We start from the raw sequence: 24,240 nt of genomic DNA on the forward strand, positions 1-24,240 counted from the left end.
CATGGCCAACCACCGTCTGACGACATTGACCTGGATCTTCACCGAGAAATTCGGCCTGATCCTGTTGTCGATGATTACCTTTGTCGCCTACGCCAGGCTGCTGTCGCCTGCCGAGCTGGGTGTGGGCACGGTAATCATCGCCATCGTCGAGTTGATCGGTCTGGTGTACTCCTCGGTGCTCGAAGACCCGCTGGTTCGGCTTGAGCGACTGGAAGACGAGCACATCAGCACCGCCTACTGGGCGGCGGTGCTGGTCAGTCTGGCGAGCATTGGCGTCATTTCGGGCGCGGTCATGCTGTACACCCCCGACCCGGTGCTGCAATGGATGACGGCGATAGCCTCGATAAAGATCCTGTTCACCATGATGGCGCGGGTCTATGTGGCGCAGATGCGCCGCAGCGGTAACTTCAAGATGCTGGCTTCGCGCACATTGCTGGGCAAAGTGGCGGGTGGAGTCGGTGGCATTGCCGTTGCGCTTTGGGGACTGGGTGCGTGGGCGGTCATTGCCCAGGCGCTGATCATGGAACTGGTGTCGATCATTGTGTTGATGCGCGCCGACCCGCGACGTATCCCTTTTTACATCGACGGTCCGATCCTGCGCGAATTGTTGAAGTCCGGCGCACCGGTGGCCGTCAACGCGCTGAGCTCGCAAACCCTGCAGCGCGGGGTCAACGTGGTGCTGGGCATCACCGCCGGGGCGAACGCTGTCGGCATGTTCAACATGGCGATGCGCATCATTGAACTGCCACGCACCGCAATCTACAACGGCCTGCTGAGCTACGCGCTGCCGGCGTTCTCCCGGCGCAGCGCAGAACCCAAGCGATTGATCGGGATCGTTGGCGATTCAACCGCCGTCAGCGGTTTTCTGTTGACGCCCCTGTTCGTCGGACTCGCACTTACGGCAAGCGACCTGATCCTGTTGATCTTCGGCGCCAAATGGGCAGAGGCCATCCCGCTGCTGCAAGTGCTGGCCTGCACCGCCGCCATCGGCAACAGCGCCATGTACGCCACCACCGCACTGGTGGCGGTCAACCGCAGCCACCTCACGATCAAGGCTGAAGTGCTGACCACCGCGCTGGCCCTGGCGCTGGTCTACGCCCTCGGCAACCTGTACGGCGGCATGGCTGCAGCCGTCGCTCTGCTGGCGCGCATGCTGGTCATCACGCCGTTGCAAATCCGCGGCCTGAACACGGCGATCGGCTACAGCTGGCGCGGCTTTTTCGAAGCCAGTTACCGCAGCGTGATCGCCTCCCTGGTCATGGCTGCAACCGTGCTGCTGGTGCTACCGCAGCTGGGTCTTCAGGGTTACCTGCATTTGATCGGCAGCGTCGTGCTCGGCGCACTGAGTTATGCCGTGGGTTACAGCGCCCTGCACCCGCACTGGCCACAGGAATTCAAATCGGTTTTCACCTCCCGCTGAGTTCAGCCCTGAGACAGGAAGGCCTCACCATGCGCAAAACCACGTTGATTACTGGCGGAGCCGGCTACATCGGCTCGCATACGGCTCTGGCCCTCATTAACGCCGGCCACAAGGTGCTGGTGCTCGACAACCTGTGCAACAGCTGTCGAGAGTGCATCCGGCGCCTTGAGCAACTGACCCTGACCCGCGTCGACTTCATCAAGGGCGATATTCGCGACCCGGCCCTGCTCGACGATATCTTCAGCCGGTACGACATCGACGCCGTCGTGCACTTTGCCAGTCTCAAATCCGTCGAGGAAAGCGTGCGCAAGCCGCTGGACTACTACGTCAACAACGTTGCCGGCACGCTTGGCCTGTGTCAGGCGATGGCCCGCAATAACGTATTCCGGCTGGTGTTCAGCTCGTCAGCCACGGTGTACGGGGAGCCGACGCGCACGCCGATTGCCGAAGATTTCGGCACCGGCAAACCGGTCAATCCCTATGGCCGCACCAAGCTCATGATCGAGGAGTTGCTGACGGATCTGTGCAACTCCGATCCGCGCTGGAGCGTTGGATTGTTGCGTTACTTCAACCCGATCGGCGCCCACGAAAGCGGAATGATCGGCGAAGACCCGAGCGGCCGCCCCAACAACCTGTTGCCGTGCCTGACCCAGGTCGCCATAGGCCGGATACCCGAACTCACGGTGTACGGCAGCGACTATCCCACCGTGGACGGGACCTGCGTGCGCGACTACATCCATGTGGTCGACCTGGCCATCGGTCACCTCAAGGCCCTGCAAGTGCTGCAGCACGACAATGGCATTCACTTCTGGAACCTCGGCACGGGCGTCGGCTACAGCGTGCTGCAGATCATCCACAGTTTCGAGGACATCACCGGCATCAGCATTCCCTACCGCTTCGCCCCTCGACGTCTCGGCGATATCGCCAAGTGCTGGGCCGATCCGGCCAAGGCGGGACGCGAACTGGGCTGGAGCGCGCAACGCGGCCTGGAACAGATGATCACCGATAGCTGGCGCTGGCAGTCGTGCAATCCGCAGGGGTATCAATCGTCATTCAAGATTCCGGCACCCGTTGCGGTGAAGTGATGCCGATGCTCAAGGAATGTCTGCTGGCCGTGCTGTTTTCGGTTGCGCTGGCAAGCAACGCCGCGCAGGCGCCTACGCCCGTACCGACCACCGGCCTCGTGTTGTGGCTGGACGCGGCCGACTCATCCGCGATGACACTGGATGCGCAGAACCGGCTCCAGCGCTGGAGCGACAAATCCGGCAAGGCCAATGACGCGACGGTCGCTGACACCACCTCACCGCCAAAGTGGATAGGAAACAGCCTCAATGGCCATGGGGTGGTGCGCTTCGACGGCAACTCGGGATTACTCGGCCAGGCCCTGCGCACGGCTAAAGGATCTGTGACCGTACTGATCGTGTCCCGGCGGTTGCCGGACCAGGCCGGAGTCGATCCCTGGCAACGCTTGTTCAGTTCACGCCCGCAGGCCGCCAGCAACGACAACGTGCTGCCGAATTTCGCGGTCAGCCTGGCGCAAACCGGGGAGTACGAGCCGACGGTTTCCGTGCTGGAACTGCACGACGTGCCGATCGGCCCCTACGGGGTCGGGCGCAATGCCGTCGGTCACTCGGAAAACTTTCGCGGCGACATCGCCGAAGTGCTGGTGTATGACCGTCCATTCGCCTCGCTCGCCGAGCGCCAGCGCGCCTTTCAATACCTGGCAGACAAATGGTCCGTGGCCATCCCCACGCATGCCGACACCTGGACCCGCGTCGGCCCATTAGGGACATTGCCGACGCGCATCAACGCCCAACTGCCCTTGTCCGATCAGGCCAATGCCGGGCAATGGGTGCTCAACACGACGCTGTCCGACGAGTTCGATGGCACCACCCTCGACCGCACACGCTGGCACGTCAACAATGCCGTCGGGAATGAGTCGCTGGGCCGCAAGCCGGCGTTGTTCACCGAGCGCAACGCCAGCGTCGGCAATGGCAACCTGAACATTGTCTTTCGCAAGGAAACCTTGCCACAAAAGTACGTCGAGCTCGGCTTCAAGGACTACACCTCAGCCATGGTGCGTACCCTTGAACGCGGCTTCTACGGGTACTACGAAGCGCGGGCCAAACCCATGAATTCCGCAGCGTCCAGCGCCTTCTGGCTGGCCTGGACGGGCATGACTGACAACGCCACCGAAATCGACATCTTTGAAATCGGCGGCAAGACCAAAAATGCGCTTTCAGACCGCGCCTACAACATGAACGCCCACCTCTGGGCCACGCCGCACAGCACCGAACATATCGCCAACGGCAGCACCTGGACCAGTCCCTGGCGGCTGGCCGGCGACTTTCATGTCTACGGCTTCGACTGGCAGCCCGATACCCTGCGCTGGTACGTCGATGGTGTGCTGGTCAGAGAATCGAAGAACCATTATTTCTTTTTCCCCATGCAGATCGTCTTCGACAGCGAGGCCATGTGGAAATGGTTCGGCGTGGTCGACGATGCTGACCTGCCCTCCACTTTTGAAGTCGATTACATCCGCATGTGGCAACGCAATCCTTGACCCTCACACCAGGCCTGGGGCCAGACGATGAGCCGCCCCAACCGTCATAGCTTTCGCCTTGAGTCGATTTTCACTCGGCACAGTCGTCAGTTTTCAATCCGCGCTAACACCCCCGGAGCGCATGCACATGAACAACAGACGGCTGACAGAACTGGATTTGCTGCGCTTTCTTGCGGCGTTCGCGGTGGTGATCTTTCACTATGCGTTTCGCGGTTATGCGAGGGGTGAGATGTCGGTCATGCCCTATCCACTTTTGGCTGACGTTGCCAAATACGGTTATCTGGGCGTTGAACTGTTTTTCATGATCAGCGGATTCGTGATCCTGATGACGGCTTCGAGCAACAACCTCAAGGTGTTCTTCATTTCCCGCGTCATTCGTCTCTGCCCGGCGTTCTGGGTGTGTTGCACGATCACCTTTCTCATCACGCTGGCGATCGGGCAGCCACGCTTTTCGGCTGATTTTTATCAGTACGTGATCAACCTGACCTTTCTGGGCGACCTGCTCGGTGTGCCCCCCATAGACGGGGTCTACTGGTCTCTGTTCGTCGAAATAAAGTTCTACCTGATGATCGCCGTCCTGCTGGCTTTCAAGAAGATAGAGAAAATAGAAACCTTCCTCGTACTCTGGCTGCTGATCTCGGCCGCAGCGGAAGTCTTTGCTTTCGAAAAGCTGCGCTCGGTCCTGATCACCGACTACGCGGCCTATTTCATCGCTGGCGCGACGTTCTACATCATCTGGGACAAGGGGTTTACCAAATCCCGTATTTCCTTGCTGGCAGCCGCGCAGGCATTGGCCAGCTTCAACGCGATCAAGTGGGCCGAGTCGATTGAACTGAAATATTCGACTGACTACGACTCCTTGATCATCTGCGGCGTCATTGCCCTGTTTTTCATGACCTTCCTTTTTATCGCGACGCATAAGACGTCAGCCGTTGGGAAGTTCGACTGGACAGCATTGGGCGCACTGACTTACCCGCTTTACCTGCTGCATCAAATGATCGGCTTCATGATCTTCAACATCGCTTATCCGACCATCAATCCACACGTGCTGCTCTGGGGCACCATCGCTTTGATGATAGGTGCGTCCCATGTCATCCATAAGGAAATAGAAACCCCGATGGCCAGACTGATGAAAAGATCCCTTTCGTCCTCCTTCAAACGTCTCAGAGTTGGTTAGTCGGTAACGCAACAGGCTTGGCAATATCGGCAGATGAAAAAGGCGGGAGAGGCTTCGGTGAATACCGAAACCTCTCCCGCCTTTTTTTGTTTGTGGCGCAGAGCGCCCGTCACAAGGACGATGAACGCTTCAACGTCTCGCTCGGTAACTCCTTGAACAATGCTCGATAACTGCTTGAAAAACGGCCTAAATGCCAGAACGACCAATTCATCGCCACTTCCGCCACGGTGGTCTCCGCGGGCGAACGCTTGAGCAATTCGCGCCGCGCACTGTTGAGCCTGCGCAAACGCAGCCATTGGCTTGGCGACATCCCCGTATAGGCCTTGAAGGTCTGCTGCAACTGGCGCAGGGAAACCCCGGCGACCCGCGATAATTCCAGCAGATTGAGGGTTTCTTCCGGCGAATCCGCCGCCCACTCGCCCACGCGTTTGAGGGTCATTCGCTCCTGGGCGCGACGCTGCAAACCGCCGCCATCCAGACACACGCTCGCGTTGTCGAGGATGAACAGGCAATCCTCCAATAGCTGCTGAGTCAGTGCCTCTTTACTCGGCAGATCAAGGGCTTGCGACAACTTCGTGAGAGTCGAGCTTAACCAGCGGCTGAACAATCCATTCTGCGCGCCATTGAGCGGCGCCATGAACATACCTTCCAGCCTGGCCACGTCCAGTCCGTTGCGCTGGACGAATTCCGGGCCGAACACCACGGCGATTTCCTGGTAGTTCTCCGGGGTGATCCAGATGTTGCGGCTCTCTTCATTGAGCAGATACAGCGCGTTGTCGCTGCGATCGAAACAGAACGCCAGCGACCCTTGCGGCGCACTGAAATTCTGCTCGACCCGGGTGTTCATCTGTTCTTCGTAAACCTCCACTCCCTGCAAATCCAGATAGCGGATCTGCCCGGCGAAATGCCCTGGCGACATCTGCTGGTAATGCTGCACCCAACCCGGCGTGGCGCGGATCTGTTCGGTGACATCGGCGGTGTTGAACGCTTGGACCTGAAGCGGATTGCACGTCGTCATGGGGAACCTTGCGCACTCTTTTGGTGCGCTTTGGTGCTGCTGAAAGTGGATAGATGGAACGGCGAGGCCCGCCCAAGATAGTCGTCAACGCGCCACAGGGGAAGCCTGCGAAAGATGAAATCGCGTTCCCCCGCGTCAACAAAACCAACGACGAGGTCTTTATGAATGCCCCTTTCGATCAGCTGTTCACATGGCTGAAAGATCACAAGATTACCGAAGTGGAATGCGTGGTCAGCGACCTGACCGGCATCGCCCGCGGCAAGATCGCACCGACCAACAAGTTCCTGCATGAGCGAGGCATGCGCCTGCCGGAAAGTGTGCTGCTGCAAACGGTAACCGGGGATTTTGTCGACGACGACATCTACTACGACCTGCTCGACCCGGCCGACATCGACATGGTCTGCAAGCCGGTGAGCGACGCGGTGTACGTGATTCCGTGGGCCATCGAGCCGACCGCCATCGTCATCCACGACACCTTCGACAAGTTCGGCAACCCGATCGAACTATCGCCGCGCAACGTGCTGAAGAAAGTCCTGCAGCTGTACACCGACAAAGGCTGGAAGCCGATCGTGGCCCCGGAAATGGAGTTCTACCTGACCCAGCGCTGCGAAGACCCGGACTTGCCATTGAAAGCACCGCTGGGCCGTTCCGGTCGCGCCGAAAGCGGTCGTCAGTCGTTCTCCATCGACGCCGCCAACGAATTCGATCCGCTGTTCGAAGACGTCTACGACTGGTGCGAACTGCAAGGCCTGGACCTGGACACGCTGATCCACGAAGACGGCCCGGCGCAGATGGAAATCAACTTCCGCCACGGCGACGCGCTGGATCTGGCCGACCAGATCACCGTGTTCAAACGCACCCTGCGTGAAGCCGCGCTCAAGCACAACGTGACCGCGACCTTCATGGCCAAGCCGATCGGCGATGAGCCCGGCAGCGCCATGCACCTGCACCAGAGCGTGGTCGAGATCGCCAGCGGCCAGCCGATTTTCGCCAATGCCGACGGCAGCATGAGCGACCTGTTCCGCCATCACATCGGCGGTCTGCAGAAGTACATCCCGAAGGTGCTGCCGATGTTCGCGCCGAACGTAAACTCGTTCCGCCGCTTCCTGCCGGACACCTCGGCACCGGTCAACGTCGAATGGGGTGAAGAAAACCGCACCGTCGGCCTGCGTGTACCAACCTCCGGGCCCGAGGCGATGCGGGTCGAAAACCGTCTGCCGGGCGCCGACGCCAACCCGTACCTGGCCATCGCCGCGAGCCTGCTGTGCGGTTACATCGGCATGGTCGAAGGCATCGAACCGAGCGCTGCCGTCGAAGGTCGGGCCTACGAGCGCCGCAACCTGCGCCTGCCGATCACCATCGAAGAAGCCCTGACCCAGATGGAAGAGTGCGACACCGTCGCGCAATACCTGGGCAACAAGTTCGTGCGCGGCTACGTCGCGGTGAAACGCGCCGAGCATGAAAATTTCAAGCGCGTGATCAGCTCCTGGGAGCGGGAGTTCCTGTTGCTGAGCGTGTAACCAACACCCGCCCTTGTGGGACCTGGCTTGCCAGCTCCCACAAGGGAACGTGCTCACCTGAAAAACCCAATAATTCGAAGAGGTGTCGATATGCGTCTGTTGAAATCCATGATCCCCGCCGCGCTGGCCCTGGCGTGCAGTGCCGGTGCCTTCGCCCAACCCCAGGTCAGCGTCTACAACTGGACCGATTACATTGGCGAAACCACCCTCGCCGACTTCCAGTCCAGCAGCGGGATCAAGGTGATTTATGACGTCTTCGACTCCAATGAAACCCTCGAAGGCAAACTGCTCGCCGGGCGCACCGGCTATGACGTGGTGGTGCCGTCCAACCACTTCCTCGCGCGTCAGGTAAAGGCCGGCGCGTTCCTCAAACTGGATCGCTCGCAACTGCCGAACTGGAAAAACCTCGACCCGAAACTGCTGGCCCTGCTTGAGAAAAACGATCCGGGCAACGAGCACTCGGTGCCGTATCTGTGGGGCACTAATGGCATCGGCTACAACGTCGACAAGGTCAAGCAAGTGCTGGGCATCGATCACATCGACTCCTGGGCCGTGCTGTTCGAACCGGAAAACCTGAAGAAACTCACCCAGTGCGGTGTGTCGATGATGGACTCGGCCGATGAAGTGTTCCCGGCGATCCTCAACTACATGGGCATGGATCCGCGCAGCGAGAAACCCGAGGACTACAAGAAGGCCGAAGAGAAACTGCTGAGCATCCGGCCGTACATCACCTATTTCCATTCCTCGAAGTACGTGTCCGACCTGGCCAACGGCGACATCTGCGTGGCCTTCGGTTATTCCGGCGACGTGTTCCAGGCCGCCAACCGCGCCAAGGAAGCCAAAAACGGCGTGAACATCGCGTATTCGATTCCCAAGGAAGGCGCGAACCTGTGGTTCGACCTGCTGGCGATTCCCGCCGACGCCGGCAACACCAGGGAAGCTCACGCGTTCATCAATTACCTGCTCGATCCGCAAGTGATCGCCAAGGTCAGCGCCTCGGTCGGCTACGCCAACCCGAACCCGGCGGCCAAGCAATACATGGATCCGGAGCTGGTCAACAATCCCGAGGTCTATCCGTCTCAGAAAGTCCTCGACAAGCTCTACATCTCCTCTACCCCGCCCCAGTCGATCATGCGTCTGATGACCCGGTCCTGGAGCAAAGTGAAGTCGAACAAATGAATCAGTACACCCAGGAACACGCCCGCTCCTATTACGCCGCGTCGGCCCGGGCCAGCACACCCTATCCGGAACTGATGGGTGACTTGATTGCCGATGTCTGCGTGATCGGTGGCGGGTTCACCGGCGTCAATACGGCGATTGAACTGGCGCAGCGCGGGCTTTCGGTGATTCTGCTCGAAGCCCGGCGCATCGGCTGGGGCGCCAGCGGGCGCAATGGCGGGCAGTTGATTCGCGGGATCGGTCATGACGTAGAAGGCTTCGCCCGGCATGTCGGCAGCGAAGGCGTGCGCTACCTGCACCGAGCCGGGATCGACTCGGTGGAGCTGGTGCGCCAGCGCATCACCGACAACGCCATCGAGTGCGACCTGCGCTGGGGCTTCTGCGAACTGGCCAACACGCCAGCGCAGTTCGACGCCTTCAAGGCCGAGCAGGACAGCCTGGCGCAGTTGGGCTACCGCCATGAAACGCGGCTGGTTGCACCTGAGCTGATTCGTCAGCAAGTGGTGAACGCGGGGGTCTACAAGGGCGGCCTGATCGACATGGGCTCAGGCCATCTACATCCGCTGGATCTGGTGCAGGGTGAAGCGCGGCTGGCGGCATCCCTCGGGGTGAGGATTTTCGAGCAGAGCCCGGTGCTGGAAATTCTCCACGGCCCGACCGTTCAAGTCCGCACCCAGAGCGGCAGCGTGCGCGCCGGCAGTCTGGTACTCGGCTGCAACGCGCATCTGGACGAACTCGAACAGCAACTCAGCGGCAAGGTCCTGCCCGCCGGCAGCTACATCATCGCCACTGAACCGCTGCCGGCGGAACGCGCCGCCGAGCTGATTCCGCAGAACCTGGCGCTGTGCGACCAGAAAGTCGGCCTCGATTACTACCGGCTCTCGGCGGACCGACGCTTGCTGTTCGGTGGCGCCTGCCATTATTCGGGGCGGGACCCGGCCGACATCGCCGCCTACATGCGACCAAAGATGCTCAAGGTGTTCCCGCAACTGGCGGATGTGCGCATCGACTATCAGTGGGGCGGCAAGATCGGCATCACCGCCAACCGCTTCCCGCAGGTCGGTCGATTGAAACAGCACCCGAATGTGTTCTACGCCCAGGGCTATTCCGGCCATGGCCTGAACGTCACCCACTGGTGCGCCAAACTGCTGGGCGAGGCGATTCACGCCGGCCACAGTCAGGGCATGGACGTGTTCAGCAGCGTGCCGCACATGACCTTCCCCGGCGGCCCGGCGCTGCGTTCGCCACTGCTGGCACTGGGCATGTTCTGGTATCGCCTGAGGGAACTGCTGGGATGACGCTTCCCGGTTAAAGCGGCCTGCGCATTTGCTCTATCGCGAAGCACTTCTATATTGATGAAGTGCTTTTGCGTTCCTGACGCTCAGTGCCCAACACACCCTGGAGGTCATGGATGGAGTCGTCAGCCGCCGATCAACCGCGAGCGCCCGGCCAGGCGCCGGTCAAGACCCGGCGTTTCAGCATTTCGCTGGTGTGGATCGTGCCGATCGTCGCGGTGCTGGTGGGCTTGTCGCTGGTGGTGCACAACCTGATGCAGGAAGGCCCCACCATCACCGTCACCTTCAAGACCGGCAGCGGCCTGACCGCCAACAAGACCGAAGTCAAATACCGCAACGTGGTGATCGGCCAGGTCACGGACGTCGAGCTGAGCGACGACCAGAAAAGCGTCAACGCCACCATCAAACTGGCCAAGCAGGCCGAAACCTTTACCCGCGAAGATTCGCAGTTCTGGGTCGTCCGGCCGCGCATCGGTGCGGGCGGTGTCTCGGGCATCGACACGTTGCTTTCCGGTGACTACATCGGCGCCGACATCGGTCAGTCCAATTCGCGCGCCAAGCACTTCAAAGGCCTGGAAAACCCGCCGCCGATCACCTACGGCGAGCCGGGTAAACGCTTCAACCTGCACGCCTCGGACCTCGGCTCGCTGGACATCGGCTCGCCGGTCTATTACCGCAAGATCCCGGTGGGCCAGGTGGTGGCCTATGCGCTGGACGCCGATGGCAAAGGGGTCAACATCGAGGTGTTCATCCATGCGCCGAACGACGCCTACGTCACCGAAAACACCCGGTTCTGGAACGCCAGCGGCATTGACGTCAACGTCGGCGCCAACGGGTTTGCGGTGAAAACCGAATCGTTGTCGACCTTGCTGGTGGGCGGCATCGCCTTCCGCGCGCCGGAGTACAGCCCCAACGACGTTGCCGCCGCCGAAGAAAGAACTTACGACCTGTTCGACGACCAGCAAACCGCCCTCGCCCCGCCCAACGGCAAGGCGCAATACCTGACCCTGCGTTTCGATCAAGCCCTGCGCGGGCTGAAAGTCGGCGCACCGGTGGAGTTTCTCGGCATCGAAATCGGCCGGGTAGTGAGCGTCAATCTGGACTTCGATCCGAAAAAACGCAGCTTCCCGCTCAACGTCGGCATCGTGATCTACCCGCAACGCCTCGGCCAGGCACACGTGAAGATGCTCAAGGTACTCGAGCACAATCCGGACGACGAAGCCGCCGCCGTGCGCCTGATCGGCACCTTTATCGACAACGGTCTGCGCGCCCAGGCCCGCAGCGGCAATCTGCTGACCGGCCAGTTGTACATTGCTCTTGACTTCTTCCCCAAAGCCGAAAAAGTCGCGTTCGACCCGACCGCCCGCCCGATCAGCGTTCCGACCGTCCCCGGCAGCCTCGAACAGTTGCAGGAAAAACTCGAAGCGATGATCGACAAGCTCAACAAGCTGCCGGTGGAACGGATTGCCGGCAACCTCGACAGCAACCTCGTGGAATTGCGCAAAGGCCTGACCCAGTTCAATGCCAGGACCCTGCCAGGCGTGCAGAACACCCTCGCCGACCTGAGCAAGACCCTGCAGTCGGCCAGCTCGACCCTGGCCGAAGATTCGCCGCAACGCGAACAACTGACCGAGACCCTCGACGAGCTTGGGCGCATGTCGCGTTCGCTGCGTGAGCTGTCCGATTACCTGGGCCGTCATCCGGAATCGTTGATTCGCGGCCGCCCCGACAACGCCCCGCCGCTGGACCTCAAAGGGCCGCCGCGTAATTGAGCACAGGAGCTGTCCCATGGCTTTAAAGCTGAAGTTCACCGTGCTCGCCATCGGCCTGCTGCTGGGCGCCTGCAAAAGCGCCCCGATCAGCTTTCACACCCTGACGCCGACGCAACCGATGACCGGCCGCGCCGGCTCGGAAATCACCATCGAAGGCATCAGCGTGCCGCCGCAGGTCGACCGGCCGCAGATCGTCATCCGCCAGGGCAGCAGCGGCCTGGCGATCCTTGAGACCGAATGGTGGGGCGCCAGCCTCAGCGATGAATTGCGCAGCGCACTGGTGGATCAGCTCAGTAATGCCGGCGGCCCGCGCAAAACCTCCGTGCGCATTGATGTGCAACGCTTCGATTCGATTCCCGGGCAATACGGGCTGATCGATGTCAAATGGCGCCTGCGCCAGGCCAACACCGGTGACGACGCCCTGCTCGCCTGCCGCTCGCTGCTGCAAACCCCGTCCGGGCCGACCATTGATGATCTGGTGGTGGCCCAGCAGAACAACGTCAAGCGTCTGGCTGCATTGATCAGCCAGGCGTCTGCCGGCTCACGCGGCTGCCCGCCCGCCTCCTGATCGAAACGCACTGCCTACAAGTCGAAACGATCCACCGCGCGGCGCCGCTCGTTGTCGTCGCGCACGTCGTAGTTGGCGGTTGTCTGGATGTTGCTGTGATGCGCCAGTTTCTGGGCAATCGACAGGTCATGCTCTTCGATCACCCGGGTGATGAACGAACGGCGGAAGTCATGGGGCATGATCTTCACCCCGACCTGGGTGCCGCGCTGGCGGGCGATGTAATAGATCGCGTGCTTGGTGATGCGCTCGCGTGTGATGTGACTACCACGGCGGATGCGGTTGAACAGAAACGCATCGTCGCTCTCGCCCTCCTTGAGTTCCGAACGACGAAACTCCAGCCACGCATTCAATTTGGCGAACGCCCAGGCCGGCGCGTACTTGATCAGCTGTTTGTTGCCCTTGGCGGTGACACAGAGACTGCGTTCGCTGAAATCCACCTGATTCAAGTCCAGATCCACCGACTCCGACTTGCGCATGCCGGTGCCGTACAACAGCGCAATCACTGCCGCATCGCGCAAACCTTGCGGTCGCGGATCGGCCGCGCAGACTTCCATCAATTCATGAATCAGCGTGCGCTTCAGATTGCGCCCCTGGGACAGTCGCGTGCCGGCAATGCCTTTGACCGAGCGCATCTTCAATAGATGGTCCTGGCTGATCAGGCTCATGCGCCAGGCTTCATTCATTACACCGCGAATGGCGTTTACATACAGCGAAGAAGTGTTCGGTGCGTAGTTGTCCGCGCGCAATGCAGCGACTAGCGCAACGACGTCCTCCGGTTGCAGCCCGTGCCAGGGAATGTCCTCAAGGTTCACGTCTTCGAACCCGAGGCGGTCGGCAGCGTCCTGCAACACGTAACGCATGGTCAGTTGGCTGGAGGGCGCCAGGCGCGCCAGATAAACAGTCAGCGGATTGCTGTTGGAGGGTGAGGATTCAGTACTCGACAAGTCAATCAAACGAAACGGCCTTGAATAAGAAACAGTTCAACAAAACAACTAAAAACGGCAACAAAACTTAAATAAGACGGGGCACTTCTGTAGGACTTTTCTACTAAAAACGCCGATGAACGGAAGAAGTCTGAACGGTGGCTGTATAAGTTTCAGATAGACGATTCGCCAACCGCTTTTTCATGTTCCTTTCACAAAAACGCGCATAACCTTAATTGCATCCAGTGGGCCCCGAATGGCTCACAACGTGCCGTCCGGGGACGCAAAAGTCAATCAGGCATTCCCCGGGTGGTACTTCAAACCCTTGAAAACACGTGTTTTTCAGACAATTGGCTGAAGGATGGCTGTCGCCCCCGAGGTTCTTATGAGTCAAGCGTTTCTCCCGTTTTCCCGTCCCAGTATCGGCGAAGAAGAAATTGCCGCCGTCGAACAAGTATTGCGTTCGGGCTGGATCACCACCGGGCCGAAGAATCAGGCATTGGAAGAACACTTCGGCAACTATGTCGGTAGTCGGCACGCCGTGGCACTTTCCTCGGCCACCGGGGCCATGCATGTAACTTTGCTGGCGCTGGGAGTCGGCCCCGGCGATGAAGTCATCACTCCGTCGCAGACCTGGGTGTCCACCGCCAACATGATTTCCCTGCTCGGCGCCACGCCGGTGTTCGTCGATGTCGACCGCGACACCCTGATGACCGACGCCGCGCGCATCGAAGCCGCCATCACCCCGCGCACCAAAGCGATCATTCCCGTGCATTACGCCGGCGCAGCGTTCGATCTCGATCCGCTCTACGCCTTGGCCGACAAACACGGCATCGCCGTGATCGAAGACGCCGCCCACGCCGCCGGCACCCGCTACAAGGGCCGCCACGTGGGCTCCCAGGGCACCGCGATCTTTTCGTTCCACGCGATCAAGAACATGACCTGCGCCGAAGGCGCGATGTTCGTCACCGACGACGAGGCGCTGGCCAGCCGTGTACGCATGCTGAAATTCCACGGTCTGGGCGTCGATGCCTACGATCGTCTGACCGGTGGCCGCAAGCCTCAGGCCCAGGTCATGGAGCCAGGCTTCAAGTACAACCTGGCCGACATCAACGCCGCGATTGCGCTGGTGCAGCTCGAGCGTCTGGACGCGATCAACGCCCGTCGCACCGAACTGGCCACGCAATACCTGCAAAAACTCGAAGGCCTACCGGTGCAACCGCTGGCCGTGCCGCAATACGCCCAGCAGCACGCCTGGCACCTGTTCATCCTGCGCATCGACAGCGAACGCTGCGGCATGGACCGCGAGGCCTTCATGAAGGGTTTGCAGGATCAGGGCATCGGCACCGGCATCCACTTCATCGCCACCCACCTGCACACCTGGTATCGCCAGCGTGATCCGCACCTGTCCCTGCCCGACACCGAGTGGAACTCGGCGCGGCTGTGCTCGATTCCCTTGTTTCCCGACATGACCGACCAGGATCTGGACCGGGTCGTCGGAGCCATTGAACACCTGATGAGGAAACGCCCGTGAGACCTTATCCGATTCATTGTGTGTCGATCGTCATCCCGGTCTACAACGAAGAAGACAGCCTGCCGGAACTGCTGCGCCGCACCCAGGCCGCCTGCCAGCAATTGCGCCATGACTACGAAATCGTGCTGGTCGACGACGGCAGTCGTGACGCCTCCGCGCAATTGCTCGAAGACGCCGCGTCAGTCGAAGACAGCCCGTTTGTGGCCGTCATCCTCAACCGCAACTACGGCCAGCACGCGGCGATCATGGCCGGTTTCGAGCAGTGCAAGGGCGACGTGGTGATCACTCTCGACGCCGACCTGCAGAACCCGCCGGAAGAAATCCCGCGCCTGGTGGCCGAGGCCGAAAAGGGCTTTGACGTGGTCGGCACCGTGCGCGGCAATCGCCAGGATTCGGCGCTGCGTCGCTACCCCTCGAAACTGATCAACCTCGCCGTGCAGCGCTCCACCGGCGTTGCCATGAGCGACTACGGCTGCATGCTCCGCGCTTACCGCCGCACGATCATCGACGCGATGCTCGCCTGCCGCGAACGCAGCACGTTCATTCCGATCCTCGCCAACAGCTTCGCCCGCCACACCACGGAAATCACCGTGGCCCACGCCGAGCGCGACCACGGCGACTCGAAGTACAGCCCGATGCGCCTGATCAACCTGATGTTCGACTTGATCACCTGCATGACCACCACGCCGTTGCGCCTGTTGAGCATCGTCGGCTTCGCCATGGCCGGGCTCGGCGTGCTGTTCGCGGCGGCGCTGATCTTCATGCGCCTCGCCTTTGGCGCCGGATGGGCTGGCGACGGCCTGTTCGTACTGTTCGCCGTGCTGTTCGTGTTCACCGGCGGTCAGTTCATCGGCATGGGCCTGCTCGGCGAATACCTGGGCCGCATGTACAGCGACGTGCGCGCTCGTCCACGTTTCTTCATTGAAAAAGTCCTGCGCGGCCATCCCGCCACGCCGGCCCCTGCCATCACCGTTGACGGCCTCACTTCCAACTCCACGTCCGATCAGGTTCTCTCATGAGCGCAAAAACCGTTGTCTTCGCTTACCACGATATTGGCTGCGCCGGCATTCAAGCCCTGCTCGACAGTGGCTATGACATTGCGGCGGTATTTACCCATGCCGATGACCCGAAGGAGAACACCTTCTACGCCTCTGTTGCACAACTGTGCGCCAACAAAGGCATCGCGGTTCATGCACCGGAAGACGCCAACCATCCGCTGTGGATCGAGCGGATCGCCAAGCTCGACCCGGATTACATCTTCTCGTTCTACTACCGCAACCTGCTGAGCGAGCCGCTGCTGGCGCTGGCCAAAAAAGGCGCGTTCAACCTGCACGGCTCCTTGTTGCCGCGCTACCGTGGCCGCGCGCCGGCCAACTGGGTGCTGGTCAACGGCGAAACCGAAACCGGTGTCACCCTGCACCGCATGGTCAAGCGCGCCGACGCCGGTGCCATCCTCGCCCAGCAACGCGTGGCCATCGAACGCAGCGACACCGCGTTGAGCCTGCACGGCAAACTGCGGATCGCCGCCAGCGACCTGCTGCGCGACGCCCTGCCGGCGATGTTGTACGGCAAGCTGCGGGAAACCCCGCAGGACGAATCCCAGGCCACGGTATTCGGCCGTCGCACCCCGGCGGACGGCAAACTGGTCTGGGCGCAACCGGCGGAGCAACTGTTCAACCTCGTGCGGGCCGTGACTCAGCCCTACCCCGGCGCCTTCTGCGCCGTGGGCGAGCACAAGCTGATCGTCTGGAGCGCCGAAGTAGTCAAGGGCAACGAAGGCCAGGCGCCGGGCCGGGTCATCAGCGTCGATCCGCTGCGCATCGCCTGCGGTGAAGATTCGCTGGTGATCAACGCCGGCCAGCGCAACGACAACGGCCTGTACCTGAGCGGCCCGCAACTGGCCAATGAACTGGGTCTGGTGGACGGCTCGCTGCTGCGCGGTGCCGAATCCGGCCGTGGCCCGCGCCGTACACGGGTGCTGATCCTCGGCGTCAACGGCTTCATCGGCAACCATTTGTCCGAGCGCCTGCTGCGTGACGAGCGCTATGAAGTCTATGGCCTGGACATCGGCTCCGACGCCATCGACCGCCTGCGCAGCCATCCGCGTTTTCACTTCGTCGAAGGCGACATCAGCATTCACTCGGAGTGGATCGAGTACCACATCAAGAAATGCGACGTGGTGCTGCCGCTGGTGGCCATCGCCACGCCGATCGAATACACGCGCAACCCGCTGCGGGTGTTCGAACTCGACTTCGAAGAAAACCTGAAACTGGTGCGCTACTGCGTCAAGTACAACAAGCGCGTGATTTTCCCGTCGACCTCGGAAGTCTATGGCATGTGCCAGGACAAGCACTTTGACGAGGACAGCTCGAACCTGATCGTCGGCCCGATCAACAAGCAGCGCTGGATCTACTCGGTGTCCAAGCAACTGCTGGACCGGGTGATCTGGGCCTACGGCGCCAAAGGCCTGAACTTCACCCTGTTCCGCCCCTTCAACTGGATGGGCCCACGGCTTGATCGCCTCGACTCGGCGCGCATCGGCAGCTCCCGGGCCATCACCCAATTGATCCTCAATCTGGTGGAAGGCACGCCGATCCGCCTGTTCGACGGCGGCGAACAGAAACGCTGCTTCACCGACATCGCCGACGGCGTCGAGGCGCTGGCGCGGATCATCGATAACGACAACGACGTCTGCAACGGCCAGATCATCAACATCGGCAACCCGGACAACGAGGCCAGCATCCGCCAGTTGGGCGAAGAACTGCTGCGCCAGTTCGAGGCTCACCCGTTGCGCAGCAACTTCCCGCCGTTCGCCGGTTTCCGCGACGTGGAAAGCAAGGCGTTCTACGGCGCCGGTTATCAGGATGTCGAGCACCGCAAACCAAGCATTGCCAACGCCAAGCGCCTGCTGGACTGGACGCCGACCGTGGAAATGCGCGAGACCATCGGCAACACGCTGGATTTCTTCCTGCGTGAGGCCATGGCCGAAATCGAGAGCAAGCGTTGATGCAGGCCGGTTTGCGCATCGACGTCGACACCTTTCGCGGCACCCGTGAAGGTGTGCCGCGTCTGCTCGACATGCTCGACGAGGCGCAGATCAATGCGACGTTTTTTTTCAGTGTCGGCCCGGACAACATGGGCCGGCATCTGTGGCGCCTGATCCGTCCGCAGTTCCTGTGGAAGATGCTGCGTTCCAACGCCGCTGGCCTGTACGGCTGGGACATCCTGCTGGCCGGCACCGCCTGGCCGGGCAAGCCGATCGGCCGCGACCTCGGGCACCTGATGCGTCAGGCCCGGGCCGCCGGCCACGAAGTCGGCCTGCACGCCTGGGACCACCATGGCTGGCAGGCCAATGCCGGGCGCTGGAGCGATGCGCAACTGGTCGAGCAGATCCGTCAGGGCGTCGACACCTTGGGCGACATCCTTGGCGAAAAGGTCACCTGTTCGGCCGCCGCCGGTTGGCGCGCGGACGAGCGTGTGATCGAAGCCAAGCAGGCCTTCGGCTTTCGCTACAACAGCGATTGCCGTGGGCAGCGGCTGTTTCGCCCATTGCTGTCTGACGGCTCGGTCGGTGCGCCGCAGATTCCGGTGGACCTGCCGACCTTCGATGAGGTGGTCGGGCCGAGTGTGGCGGCGAAGGATTTCAACGCCTTCATCCTCGACCGGTTCCGCCCGGACAACCTCAACGTCTACACCATTCACGCCGAAGTAGAAGGGATTCTGATGGCCGATGATTTTCGTCGACTGCTGGCCGAGGCACGCCAGCAAAACATTCACTTCCAACCGTTGGGCGATTTGCTGCCCGAGTTTCTCAACACCCTGCCCGTCGGCCGTGTGCAACGCGGCACTCTCCAAGGCCGTGAAGGCTGGCTGGGAGTGCAAGGCGCATGAGCAAACGCTGGGCATTGCCGCTGTTGCTGGGGATTTTCCTGCTGGCCTATCTGTTGCCGTTGGGCAGCCACGGTTTGTGGATTCCCGATGAAACCCGTTATGCGCAAATCAGCCAGGAAATGCTGCTGAGCGGCAACTGGGTGTCGCCGCATTTCATGAGCCTGCGTTACTTCGAAAAACCGGCAGCCGGTTACTGGATGATCGCCCTCGGGCAGGCCGTGTTCGGGCAAAACCTGTTCGGCGTGCGGTTTGCCTCGGCCCTGAGCACCGGGTTGAGCGTGCTGCTGTGCTTCCTCATCGCCCGCCGTTTGTGGAACGACCCGCGCAAAAGCTTCGTCTGCGCCCTGCTCTACATGAGTTTCGTCATCGTCGCCGGCCAGGCCGGTTACGCCAACCTCGATCCGCAATTCACTTTCTGGGTCAACCTGAGTTTGGTGGCGCTGTGGTTTGCCCTCGACAGCCGTTCCAATGGTCAGCGGATCGCCGGCTGGGCGGTGCTGGGTCTGGCCTGCGGCATGGGGTTCATGACCAAGGGTTTTCTCGCCTGGTTGCTGCCGGTGCTGATCGCGTTGCCGTGGATGCTCTGGCAAAAACGCTGGAAGGAACTGCTGTTGTACGGTCCAGTGGCCATCGCGGTGGCGATCATCGTCAGCCTGCCGTGGGTGTTGGCGGTTCATGGTCAGGAACCGGATTACTGGCGGTTCTTCTTCTGGCATGAGCACATTCGTCGGTTTGCCGGTGACGACGCCCAGCATGACGCGCCGTGGTGGTTCTATCTGCCGCTGCTGGTGGCCTTCAGTCTGCCGTGGGTGGGGATGCTGCCGGTGGCGCTGAAGCAGGCGTGGCAGACCCGCCGCGACACCGGCATCGCGTTTCTCGGCCTGTGGCTGCTGATGCCGCTGCTGTTCTTCAGCCTGAGCAACGGCAAGCTGCCGACCTACATCCTGCCGTGCCTGCTGCCGCTGGCGTTGCTGTTGGGCCACGCGCTGGCCGATCGCTTGCGCCTGGAGCACGGCCGGGCGCTGGGCCTCAATGGTCTACTGAATCTGTTGCTGGGCATCGTCACGCTGATCGGGCTGGTTTACGTGCAGCTCAAGCGTCCGTTGTACGACCACGAATTGCACAGTCTGGTGCTGGTGTTCATCGCCCTGACCGGCTGGATCATCAGCAACCTGCTGCAAGCCTTCCGCCCATTGCAATGCTGGGCGGCGCCGGCAGTGGGCAGCCTGCTGCTGATCGCATTGCTGCCGGCGGCACTGCCCAAATCGGTGGTAACGAACAAGATGCCTGACCAATTCGTCCTCGCCCACCAGACGGAACTGGCGACCACTACGCACCTGTTGAGCAACGACCTGGGCGCCGCGTCGGCCCTGTCCTGGCGCCTCAAACGCCCGCAGGTGGCGCTGTACAACACGATAGGCGAATTGAAATATGGCCTTGCCTATCCTGACGGCATTCACCAACGGGTCGACCCCGATCAGGTGCAACAGTGGATGCGCGAAGCCCGCAGGACCGGTTCGGTCGGCGTGGTGATGCGGGTCAAGGGGCAAGACGAACTGGACGAACTCGACAGACTGCCCAAGGACGGCGTTCGTTATGAGCAAGGCAACCTCGTGATCATGATTCTTCCGCAGGAGGCGTCATGAGCCTGTGGCTGCTGCTGCTCGCCTGCCTGCTGACCTGCCTGGGCCAGGTCGCGCAGAAATACGCCGTCGAGAGCTGGCGCGGCGCGAGCCTGTCGTGGTCGCGCAAAGTGCGCTCGCCGTGGCTGTGGCTGGCGCTGTTTGCCCTCGGTGCCGGTCTGCTGGTGTGGCTGCTGGTGTTGCAGCGCCTGCCCGTTGGCATCGCCTACCCGATGCTCAGCCTCAATTTCGTGATCATCACCCTGATCGCCCGCTTCGCATTCAAGGAGCCCGTCGACGTTCAGCACTGGTTCGGCGTGTTGCTGGTGATTGGTGGCGTGGCGCTGTTGGGGCAACAGTCATGAACTCACGTCGTGGAATCGTCTTCGCCCTTGCCAGTGTGCTGCTGGTCAGCGTGGCGCAATTGAGCATGCGCTGGAGCATGACGCGCCTGCCCCGACCGGATCAGTGGCTGTCCGTGCCCAGCGTCGATTCAACCGCGCTGGCCGTGGTGCTCGCGGCGATCTTCGCCTATGCGCTGTCGATGCTCTGCTGGCTCGCCGCCCTGCGCGATCTGCCGCTGGGCCGGGCCTATTCGCTGCTGAGCATCAGCTATGCGCTGGTGTACCTGCTGGCGGCCAGCCTGCCGCTGTTCAACGAATCCTTCAGTTTCTCTAAATCACTGGGTGTGGCGCTGGTCATGCTCGGGGTCATCACCATCAACACTCGTCCGGCCCGTGCGCCCGAATTGAGGAGTTCGCCATGAAAATCACAGTGTTTGGTAGCGGTTATGTCGGTCTGGTGCAGGCCGCCGTGCTGGCCGAAGTCGGCCATGACGTGGTGTGCATGGACATCGATGAGAAAAAAGTCGAGCTGCTGCGCCAGGGCCACGTCAGCATCTTCGAGCCGGGGCTGGCCAGTCTGGTCCGCGAAGGCCTGGATGCCGGACGCCTGCAATTCACCTGCGATGAAAAACTCGCGGTGCAGCACGGCAAGGTCGCGTTCATTGCCGTTGGCACTCCGTCGAAAGAAGACGGTTCGGCCGACCTGCGTTACGTGCTGTCGGTGGGCGACGCCGTGGCCCGGCACCGTGAACAGCCACTGATTCTGGTGGAAAAATCCACCGTACCCGTCGGCACCGGTGACACCCTGCGCACGCACCTGGACAAAGCCCTGGTCAAGGCCGGACGCCTGCTGCAGTTCGATATCGTCTCCAACCCGGAATTTCTCAAGGAAGGCTCGGCAGTCGCCGATTGCCGCCGGCCCGACCGGATCGTCATCGGCTGCGAACGCGAAGAAGTGCGCGACGTGATGCGCGACCTGTACTCGCCGTTCAACCGCAACCACGACCGCATCATGTTCATGGACCTGCGCAGCGCCGAGCTGACCAAGTACGCCGCCAACTGCATGCTGGCGACCAAGATCAGCTTCATCAACCAGATCGCCGAACTGGCCGAACACCTTGGTGCGGACATCGAGTCGGTGCGCCAGGGCATCGGCGCCGACAGCCGTATCGGCTATCACTTCATCTACCCTGGTTGCGGTTACGGCGGTTCATGCTTCCCGAAAGACATGCGCGCCCTGATCCACAGCGCCGAAGAGGCGCACTGCTCCAGCGACTTGCTGCAAGCGGTGGAAGCAATCAACCAGCGGCAAAAACACAAACTGTTCGAGCGCATCAACGCGTTCTACAAGGGCGAATTGCGCGGCAAGACCTTCGCCGTCTGGGGCCTGGCCTTCAAACCCAACACCGACGACATGCGCGACGCGCCGAGCCGGGTCCTGCTCGAATCGCTGTGGGCCGCCGGCGCCAATGTGCGCGCGTTCGATCCGGAAGCGATGCAGGAAACCCAGCATCTGTACCCGGACGAATCAAAACTGATGCTGATGGGCACCCCGGAATCGGTACTCGCCGGTTCCGATGCGCTGATCATCTGCACCGAATGGCAGCAGTTCAAGGCGCCGGATTTCGACCTGATCCAACAACGTCTCAAGGCCCCGGTGATCTTCGACGGACGCAACCTGTACGACGCCGAACGCCTGGCCCGCAACGGCTTCCATTACTTCCCGATGGGCCGTGGCGAATCGCGCTCCCTGCCGATTCCTTTGCAGCAGTGGCCGCACGCCTCGGACGTGGCTTGATGGGGTTAACCCCCGCCCTGCGCCGGCAGTCCCTGATCGCAGGGCTGCTGGCGTTTCTGCTGTTCATCGCCGGTGTGTACGGGCAGGCGCCCATCGGTTTTGACTCGCGCTTCGTGTTGTTCGCCCAGGAAATGCTCCGGCACGGGCCCAGTGTATTTCCCACCACTTACGGTGAGCCGTACGCCGATTATTCGGCGCTCTCGACCTTGTTCATCTGGCTGTTGTCGTTGCCGTTCGGGACGGTCAACAGCCTGACAGCGTGGCTGCCGAGCGCTTTCGCCGGCGCGGTGATCGTGACATTGATCTATCGCTTGCTCGCGCCTTCGTCCGTGCGTTGGGCGGTGGTCAGCATCGCGCTGCTGATGCTCACCAGCACCTTCATCACCGAGACCCGCGCGGTGTCGCAGGACCTGATGCTCGCCGCCGTGGCGTTTTCGGTGTTCTACCTCGGCTATGCCCACGACCATTTCGCTGCCGGTCGGCGCTGGCCGCTGGTGTTCCTTCTGTTGCTGCTGGGGTTCGGTATTCGCGGGCCGATCGGGCTGGTGGTGCCGAGCGGCATGCTCTGCAGTTACTACCTGCTGGATCGCCAGTGGTCGCGTCTGTTGACCTTCGGCGTGCTGGCTTCGCTGCTACTGGCGGCCTGCGTGGGGCTGCTGTTGTGGCTGGCGGAGGTCAGCGGCGGGCCGGCGTTTCGGCAGGACGTGATCCGCATGCAGTTCATGGGGCGCATGGACGGCAGCGAAGGCGTCAGCGGTTCGCTGTATTACTTCACCAGTTCTCTGGGCAACTATGCGCTGGCGTATCCGCTGGCCTTGCTCGCGCTGGCGGCGGCATGGCTGAGCAAGCCCCGGCAACGCGGCCCGGCCCTGCGACTGGTGCAGTACTGCGCCGCTGCGGGTTTGATCGTCATGGTCGGGCTGTCGATTCCCCAGGCGAAAAAGGCCCGTTACCTGCTGCCGATGTTGCCCATGGCGGCGATCATTGCGGCGTATCCGTTTCAGGTGCTGCATGGCCGGGTGTTTGCCTGGCTGCGCGTCGGCATGCAAGGGCTGTGGTTGTTGATTCCCGCATTGTTGATCGCTTTGTTGTGGGTCGCGAAGCGGCGGTTTCCCGAGTCGTTGACCGATCTGACGCTGGTAATGATCGTGCTGGGATTGCTGCAACTGGCCGCTTTGTCACGGTTGTGGCGACCGCGCTGGCGAACCGAAGTCCTCGCGTTCAGCGCTGTGCTGGCGGTCTGGTCGGCCTACGTTCTGGTGTTCGAGCCGGTGGAACGGCTGCTCTACGACACGCGAAGCTTCAGCCAGTCGGCGCTTGCGCGAATCCACGCGCAACCCGCGCCGCTGGTGTTGCACGGCATGGGCAAGGACGCCAAGGCCATCAAGTTCATGGTCAACGTCGATCAGGATCTGCAACCGCAGTTCAGCGAAACCACGCAAGCGCTCGAAGCACTCAAGGGGCCGGCATGGTTGATGATGGATCGCAGCGACTATCGAGCGCTGCAAGGCACGCCGCTCGGGGCGTTGCAGCCTGCGTTGAGCGGCCGTTTCGATAAAAACGATTATGTGTTGCTGTGGCTGGCGCCTTAACCTGCGCGACGTGATTTCCACAGG

At 61.5% G+C, this 24,240-nt stretch carries 20 protein-coding genes; 18 read left to right on the forward strand and 2 right to left on the reverse strand.

Features of this window, described 5'->3' with window-relative positions; translation table 11 throughout:
- Nucleotide 1 precedes the first annotated feature (1 nt).
- The 4 genes from PDR5_RS15205 to PDR5_RS15220 all read left to right on the forward strand — a co-directional run bounded on the left by PDR5_RS15205 (nt 2) and on the right by PDR5_RS15220 (nt 5,160).
- Nucleotides 2–1,420, forward strand: coding sequence for an oligosaccharide flippase family protein (locus tag PDR5_RS15205; protein ID WP_064596772.1), 1,419 nt, complete (start codon nt 2–4; stop codon nt 1,418–1,420).
- Between the two features lie 29 nt (nt 1,421–1,449).
- Nucleotides 1,450–2,505 (forward strand): UDP-glucose 4-epimerase GalE, encoded by a 1,056-nt coding sequence (galE, locus tag PDR5_RS15210; RefSeq protein WP_039768589.1) that lies wholly within the window; start codon nt 1,450–1,452, stop codon nt 2,503–2,505.
- On the forward strand, nt 2,505–3,983 hold the full coding sequence (locus PDR5_RS15215; protein WP_064596773.1) for a family 16 glycosylhydrolase: 1,479 nt from the start codon (nt 2,505–2,507) through the stop codon (nt 3,981–3,983). The genes galE and PDR5_RS15215 overlap by 1 nt, the downstream gene beginning before the upstream one ends.
- A 127-nt stretch (nt 3,984–4,110) precedes the next feature.
- Nucleotides 4,111–5,160, forward strand: a complete 1,050-nt coding sequence (locus PDR5_RS15220) for an acyltransferase family protein (RefSeq protein ID WP_064596775.1) — start codon at nt 4,111–4,113, stop codon at nt 5,158–5,160.
- A gap of 109 nt (nt 5,161–5,269) precedes the next feature.
- On the opposite strand, the gene PDR5_RS15225 is transcribed toward PDR5_RS15220, so the two are convergent.
- Nucleotides 5,270–6,178, reverse strand: coding sequence for a helix-turn-helix domain-containing protein (locus tag PDR5_RS15225; protein ID WP_064596777.1), 909 nt, complete (start codon nt 6,176–6,178; stop codon nt 5,270–5,272).
- A 161-nt stretch (nt 6,179–6,339) separates the two neighbouring features.
- Between PDR5_RS15225 and PDR5_RS15230 the strand changes: the two genes are divergently transcribed.
- From PDR5_RS15230 to PDR5_RS15250, 5 genes are all read left to right on the forward strand, one after another.
- Nucleotides 6,340–7,698 carry a glutamine synthetase family protein gene (locus PDR5_RS15230; protein ID WP_064600843.1) on the forward strand — a complete coding sequence of 453 codons (1,359 nt, stop codon included), beginning with the start codon at nt 6,340–6,342 and terminating at the stop codon, nt 7,696–7,698.
- A gap of 90 nt (nt 7,699–7,788) precedes the next feature.
- Nucleotides 7,789–8,877: a polyamine ABC transporter substrate-binding protein gene (locus PDR5_RS15235; protein ID WP_064596779.1), complete on the forward strand. Its 1,089-nt coding sequence runs from the start codon at nt 7,789–7,791 to the stop codon at nt 8,875–8,877.
- The gene (locus tag PDR5_RS15240) at nt 8,874–10,175 is read left to right on the forward strand and encodes an NAD(P)/FAD-dependent oxidoreductase (RefSeq protein ID WP_064596781.1); all 1,302 of its coding nucleotides are present in this window, start codon (nt 8,874–8,876) and stop codon (nt 10,173–10,175) included. Before PDR5_RS15235 ends, PDR5_RS15240 begins: the two co-directional genes overlap by 4 nt.
- Nucleotides 10,176–10,288: 113 nt before the next feature.
- Nucleotides 10,289–11,944 (forward strand): PqiB family protein, encoded by a 1,656-nt coding sequence (locus tag PDR5_RS15245; protein ID WP_064596783.1) that lies wholly within the window; start codon nt 10,289–10,291, stop codon nt 11,942–11,944.
- Nucleotides 11,945–11,960: 16 nt separating this feature from the next.
- Nucleotides 11,961–12,512, forward strand: a complete 552-nt coding sequence (locus PDR5_RS15250; protein ID WP_064596785.1) for a PqiC family protein — start codon at nt 11,961–11,963, stop codon at nt 12,510–12,512.
- 14 nt (nt 12,513–12,526) lie between these two features.
- On the opposite strand, the gene PDR5_RS15255 is transcribed toward PDR5_RS15250, so the two are convergent.
- Nucleotides 12,527–13,372 carry a site-specific integrase gene (locus PDR5_RS15255; RefSeq protein ID WP_237233862.1) on the reverse strand — a complete coding sequence of 282 codons (846 nt, stop codon included), beginning with the start codon at nt 13,370–13,372 and terminating at the stop codon, nt 12,527–12,529.
- 448 nt (nt 13,373–13,820) lie between these two features.
- Between PDR5_RS15255 and arnB the strand changes: the two genes are divergently transcribed.
- Genes arnB through PDR5_RS15300 form a run of 9 tightly spaced genes read left to right on the forward strand, consistent with a single transcriptional unit; the run spans nt 13,821 to nt 24,216 of the window.
- Nucleotides 13,821–14,969, forward strand: coding sequence for a UDP-4-amino-4-deoxy-L-arabinose aminotransferase (gene arnB / locus PDR5_RS15260; RefSeq protein ID WP_064596790.1), 1,149 nt, complete (start codon nt 13,821–13,823; stop codon nt 14,967–14,969).
- Nucleotides 14,966–15,988, forward strand: a complete 1,023-nt coding sequence (arnC, locus tag PDR5_RS15265; protein WP_064596792.1) for an undecaprenyl-phosphate 4-deoxy-4-formamido-L-arabinose transferase — start codon at nt 14,966–14,968, stop codon at nt 15,986–15,988. Before arnB ends, arnC begins: the two co-directional genes overlap by 4 nt.
- Entirely contained in the window at nt 15,985–17,976 is a 1,992-nt protein-coding gene (arnA, locus tag PDR5_RS15270) for a bifunctional UDP-4-amino-4-deoxy-L-arabinose formyltransferase/UDP-glucuronic acid oxidase ArnA (protein ID WP_064596795.1), read from the forward strand. Before arnC ends, arnA begins: the two co-directional genes overlap by 4 nt.
- Nucleotides 17,976–18,860, forward strand: a complete 885-nt coding sequence (gene arnD, locus PDR5_RS15275) for a 4-deoxy-4-formamido-L-arabinose-phosphoundecaprenol deformylase (protein ID WP_064596796.1) — start codon at nt 17,976–17,978, stop codon at nt 18,858–18,860. The genes arnA and arnD overlap by 1 nt, the downstream gene beginning before the upstream one ends.
- The gene (arnT, locus tag PDR5_RS15280; protein WP_064596798.1) at nt 18,857–20,506 is read left to right on the forward strand and encodes a lipid IV(A) 4-amino-4-deoxy-L-arabinosyltransferase; all 1,650 of its coding nucleotides are present in this window, start codon (nt 18,857–18,859) and stop codon (nt 20,504–20,506) included. Before arnD ends, arnT begins: the two co-directional genes overlap by 4 nt.
- Complete coding sequence (gene arnE / locus PDR5_RS15285) at nt 20,503–20,847, forward strand: 4-amino-4-deoxy-L-arabinose-phosphoundecaprenol flippase subunit ArnE (RefSeq protein WP_064596800.1); 345 nt, start codon at nt 20,503–20,505, stop codon at nt 20,845–20,847. The genes arnT and arnE overlap by 4 nt, the downstream gene beginning before the upstream one ends.
- Entirely contained in the window at nt 20,844–21,248 is a 405-nt protein-coding gene (gene arnF, locus PDR5_RS15290) for a 4-amino-4-deoxy-L-arabinose-phosphoundecaprenol flippase subunit ArnF (protein WP_064596801.1), read from the forward strand. Before arnE ends, arnF begins: the two co-directional genes overlap by 4 nt.
- Nucleotides 21,245–22,624, forward strand: coding sequence for a UDP-glucose dehydrogenase family protein (locus PDR5_RS15295; protein ID WP_064596803.1), 1,380 nt, complete (start codon nt 21,245–21,247; stop codon nt 22,622–22,624). The genes arnF and PDR5_RS15295 overlap by 4 nt, the downstream gene beginning before the upstream one ends.
- The gene (locus PDR5_RS15300; protein WP_172829485.1) at nt 22,624–24,216 is read left to right on the forward strand and encodes an ArnT family glycosyltransferase; all 1,593 of its coding nucleotides are present in this window, start codon (nt 22,624–22,626) and stop codon (nt 24,214–24,216) included. The genes PDR5_RS15295 and PDR5_RS15300 overlap by 1 nt, the downstream gene beginning before the upstream one ends.
- Nucleotides 24,217–24,240: the final 24 nt, after the last annotated feature.

This window comes from Pseudomonas sp. DR 5-09, from assembly GCF_001655595.1.
Taxonomy (GTDB): domain Bacteria; phylum Pseudomonadota; class Gammaproteobacteria; order Pseudomonadales; family Pseudomonadaceae; genus Aquipseudomonas; species Aquipseudomonas pharyngis.

Excerpts from the sequence above, each read along its gene's own strand:
- PDR5_RS15250 (WP_064596785.1), top strand. The coding sequence starts at position 11,961 with ATGGCTTTAAAGCTGAAGTTCACCGTGCTCGCCATCGGCCTGCTGCTG.
- arnE (WP_064596800.1), top strand. The coding sequence starts at position 20,503 with ATGAGCCTGTGGCTGCTGCTGCTCGCCTGCCTGCTGACCTGCCTGGGC.
- PDR5_RS15215 (WP_064596773.1), top strand. The coding sequence starts at position 2,505 with ATGCCGATGCTCAAGGAATGTCTGCTGGCCGTGCTGTTTTCGGTTGCG.
- arnD (WP_064596796.1), top strand. The coding sequence starts at position 17,976 with ATGCAGGCCGGTTTGCGCATCGACGTCGACACCTTTCGCGGCACCCGT.
- PDR5_RS15300 (WP_172829485.1), top strand. The coding sequence starts at position 22,624 with ATGGGGTTAACCCCCGCCCTGCGCCGGCAGTCCCTGATCGCAGGGCTG.
- PDR5_RS15220 (WP_064596775.1), top strand. The coding sequence starts at position 4,111 with ATGAACAACAGACGGCTGACAGAACTGGATTTGCTGCGCTTTCTTGCG.
- arnA (WP_064596795.1), top strand. The coding sequence starts at position 15,985 with ATGAGCGCAAAAACCGTTGTCTTCGCTTACCACGATATTGGCTGCGCC.
- arnB (WP_064596790.1), top strand. The coding sequence starts at position 13,821 with ATGAGTCAAGCGTTTCTCCCGTTTTCCCGTCCCAGTATCGGCGAAGAA.
- PDR5_RS15235 (WP_064596779.1), top strand. The coding sequence starts at position 7,789 with ATGCGTCTGTTGAAATCCATGATCCCCGCCGCGCTGGCCCTGGCGTGC.
- PDR5_RS15255 (WP_237233862.1), bottom strand. The coding sequence starts at position 13,372 with ATGCGTTACGTGTTGCAGGACGCTGCCGACCGCCTCGGGTTCGAAGAC.
- galE (WP_039768589.1), top strand. The coding sequence starts at position 1,450 with ATGCGCAAAACCACGTTGATTACTGGCGGAGCCGGCTACATCGGCTCG.
- PDR5_RS15245 (WP_064596783.1), top strand. The coding sequence starts at position 10,289 with ATGGAGTCGTCAGCCGCCGATCAACCGCGAGCGCCCGGCCAGGCGCCG.
- PDR5_RS15295 (WP_064596803.1), top strand. The coding sequence starts at position 21,245 with ATGAAAATCACAGTGTTTGGTAGCGGTTATGTCGGTCTGGTGCAGGCC.
- PDR5_RS15230 (WP_064600843.1), top strand. The coding sequence starts at position 6,340 with ATGAATGCCCCTTTCGATCAGCTGTTCACATGGCTGAAAGATCACAAG.
- arnT (WP_064596798.1), top strand. The coding sequence starts at position 18,857 with ATGAGCAAACGCTGGGCATTGCCGCTGTTGCTGGGGATTTTCCTGCTG.
- PDR5_RS15240 (WP_064596781.1), top strand. The coding sequence starts at position 8,874 with ATGAATCAGTACACCCAGGAACACGCCCGCTCCTATTACGCCGCGTCG.
- arnF (WP_064596801.1), top strand. The coding sequence starts at position 20,844 with ATGAACTCACGTCGTGGAATCGTCTTCGCCCTTGCCAGTGTGCTGCTG.
- PDR5_RS15225 (WP_064596777.1), bottom strand. The coding sequence starts at position 6,178 with ATGACGACGTGCAATCCGCTTCAGGTCCAAGCGTTCAACACCGCCGAT.
- PDR5_RS15205 (WP_064596772.1), top strand. The coding sequence starts at position 2 with ATGGCCAACCACCGTCTGACGACATTGACCTGGATCTTCACCGAGAAA.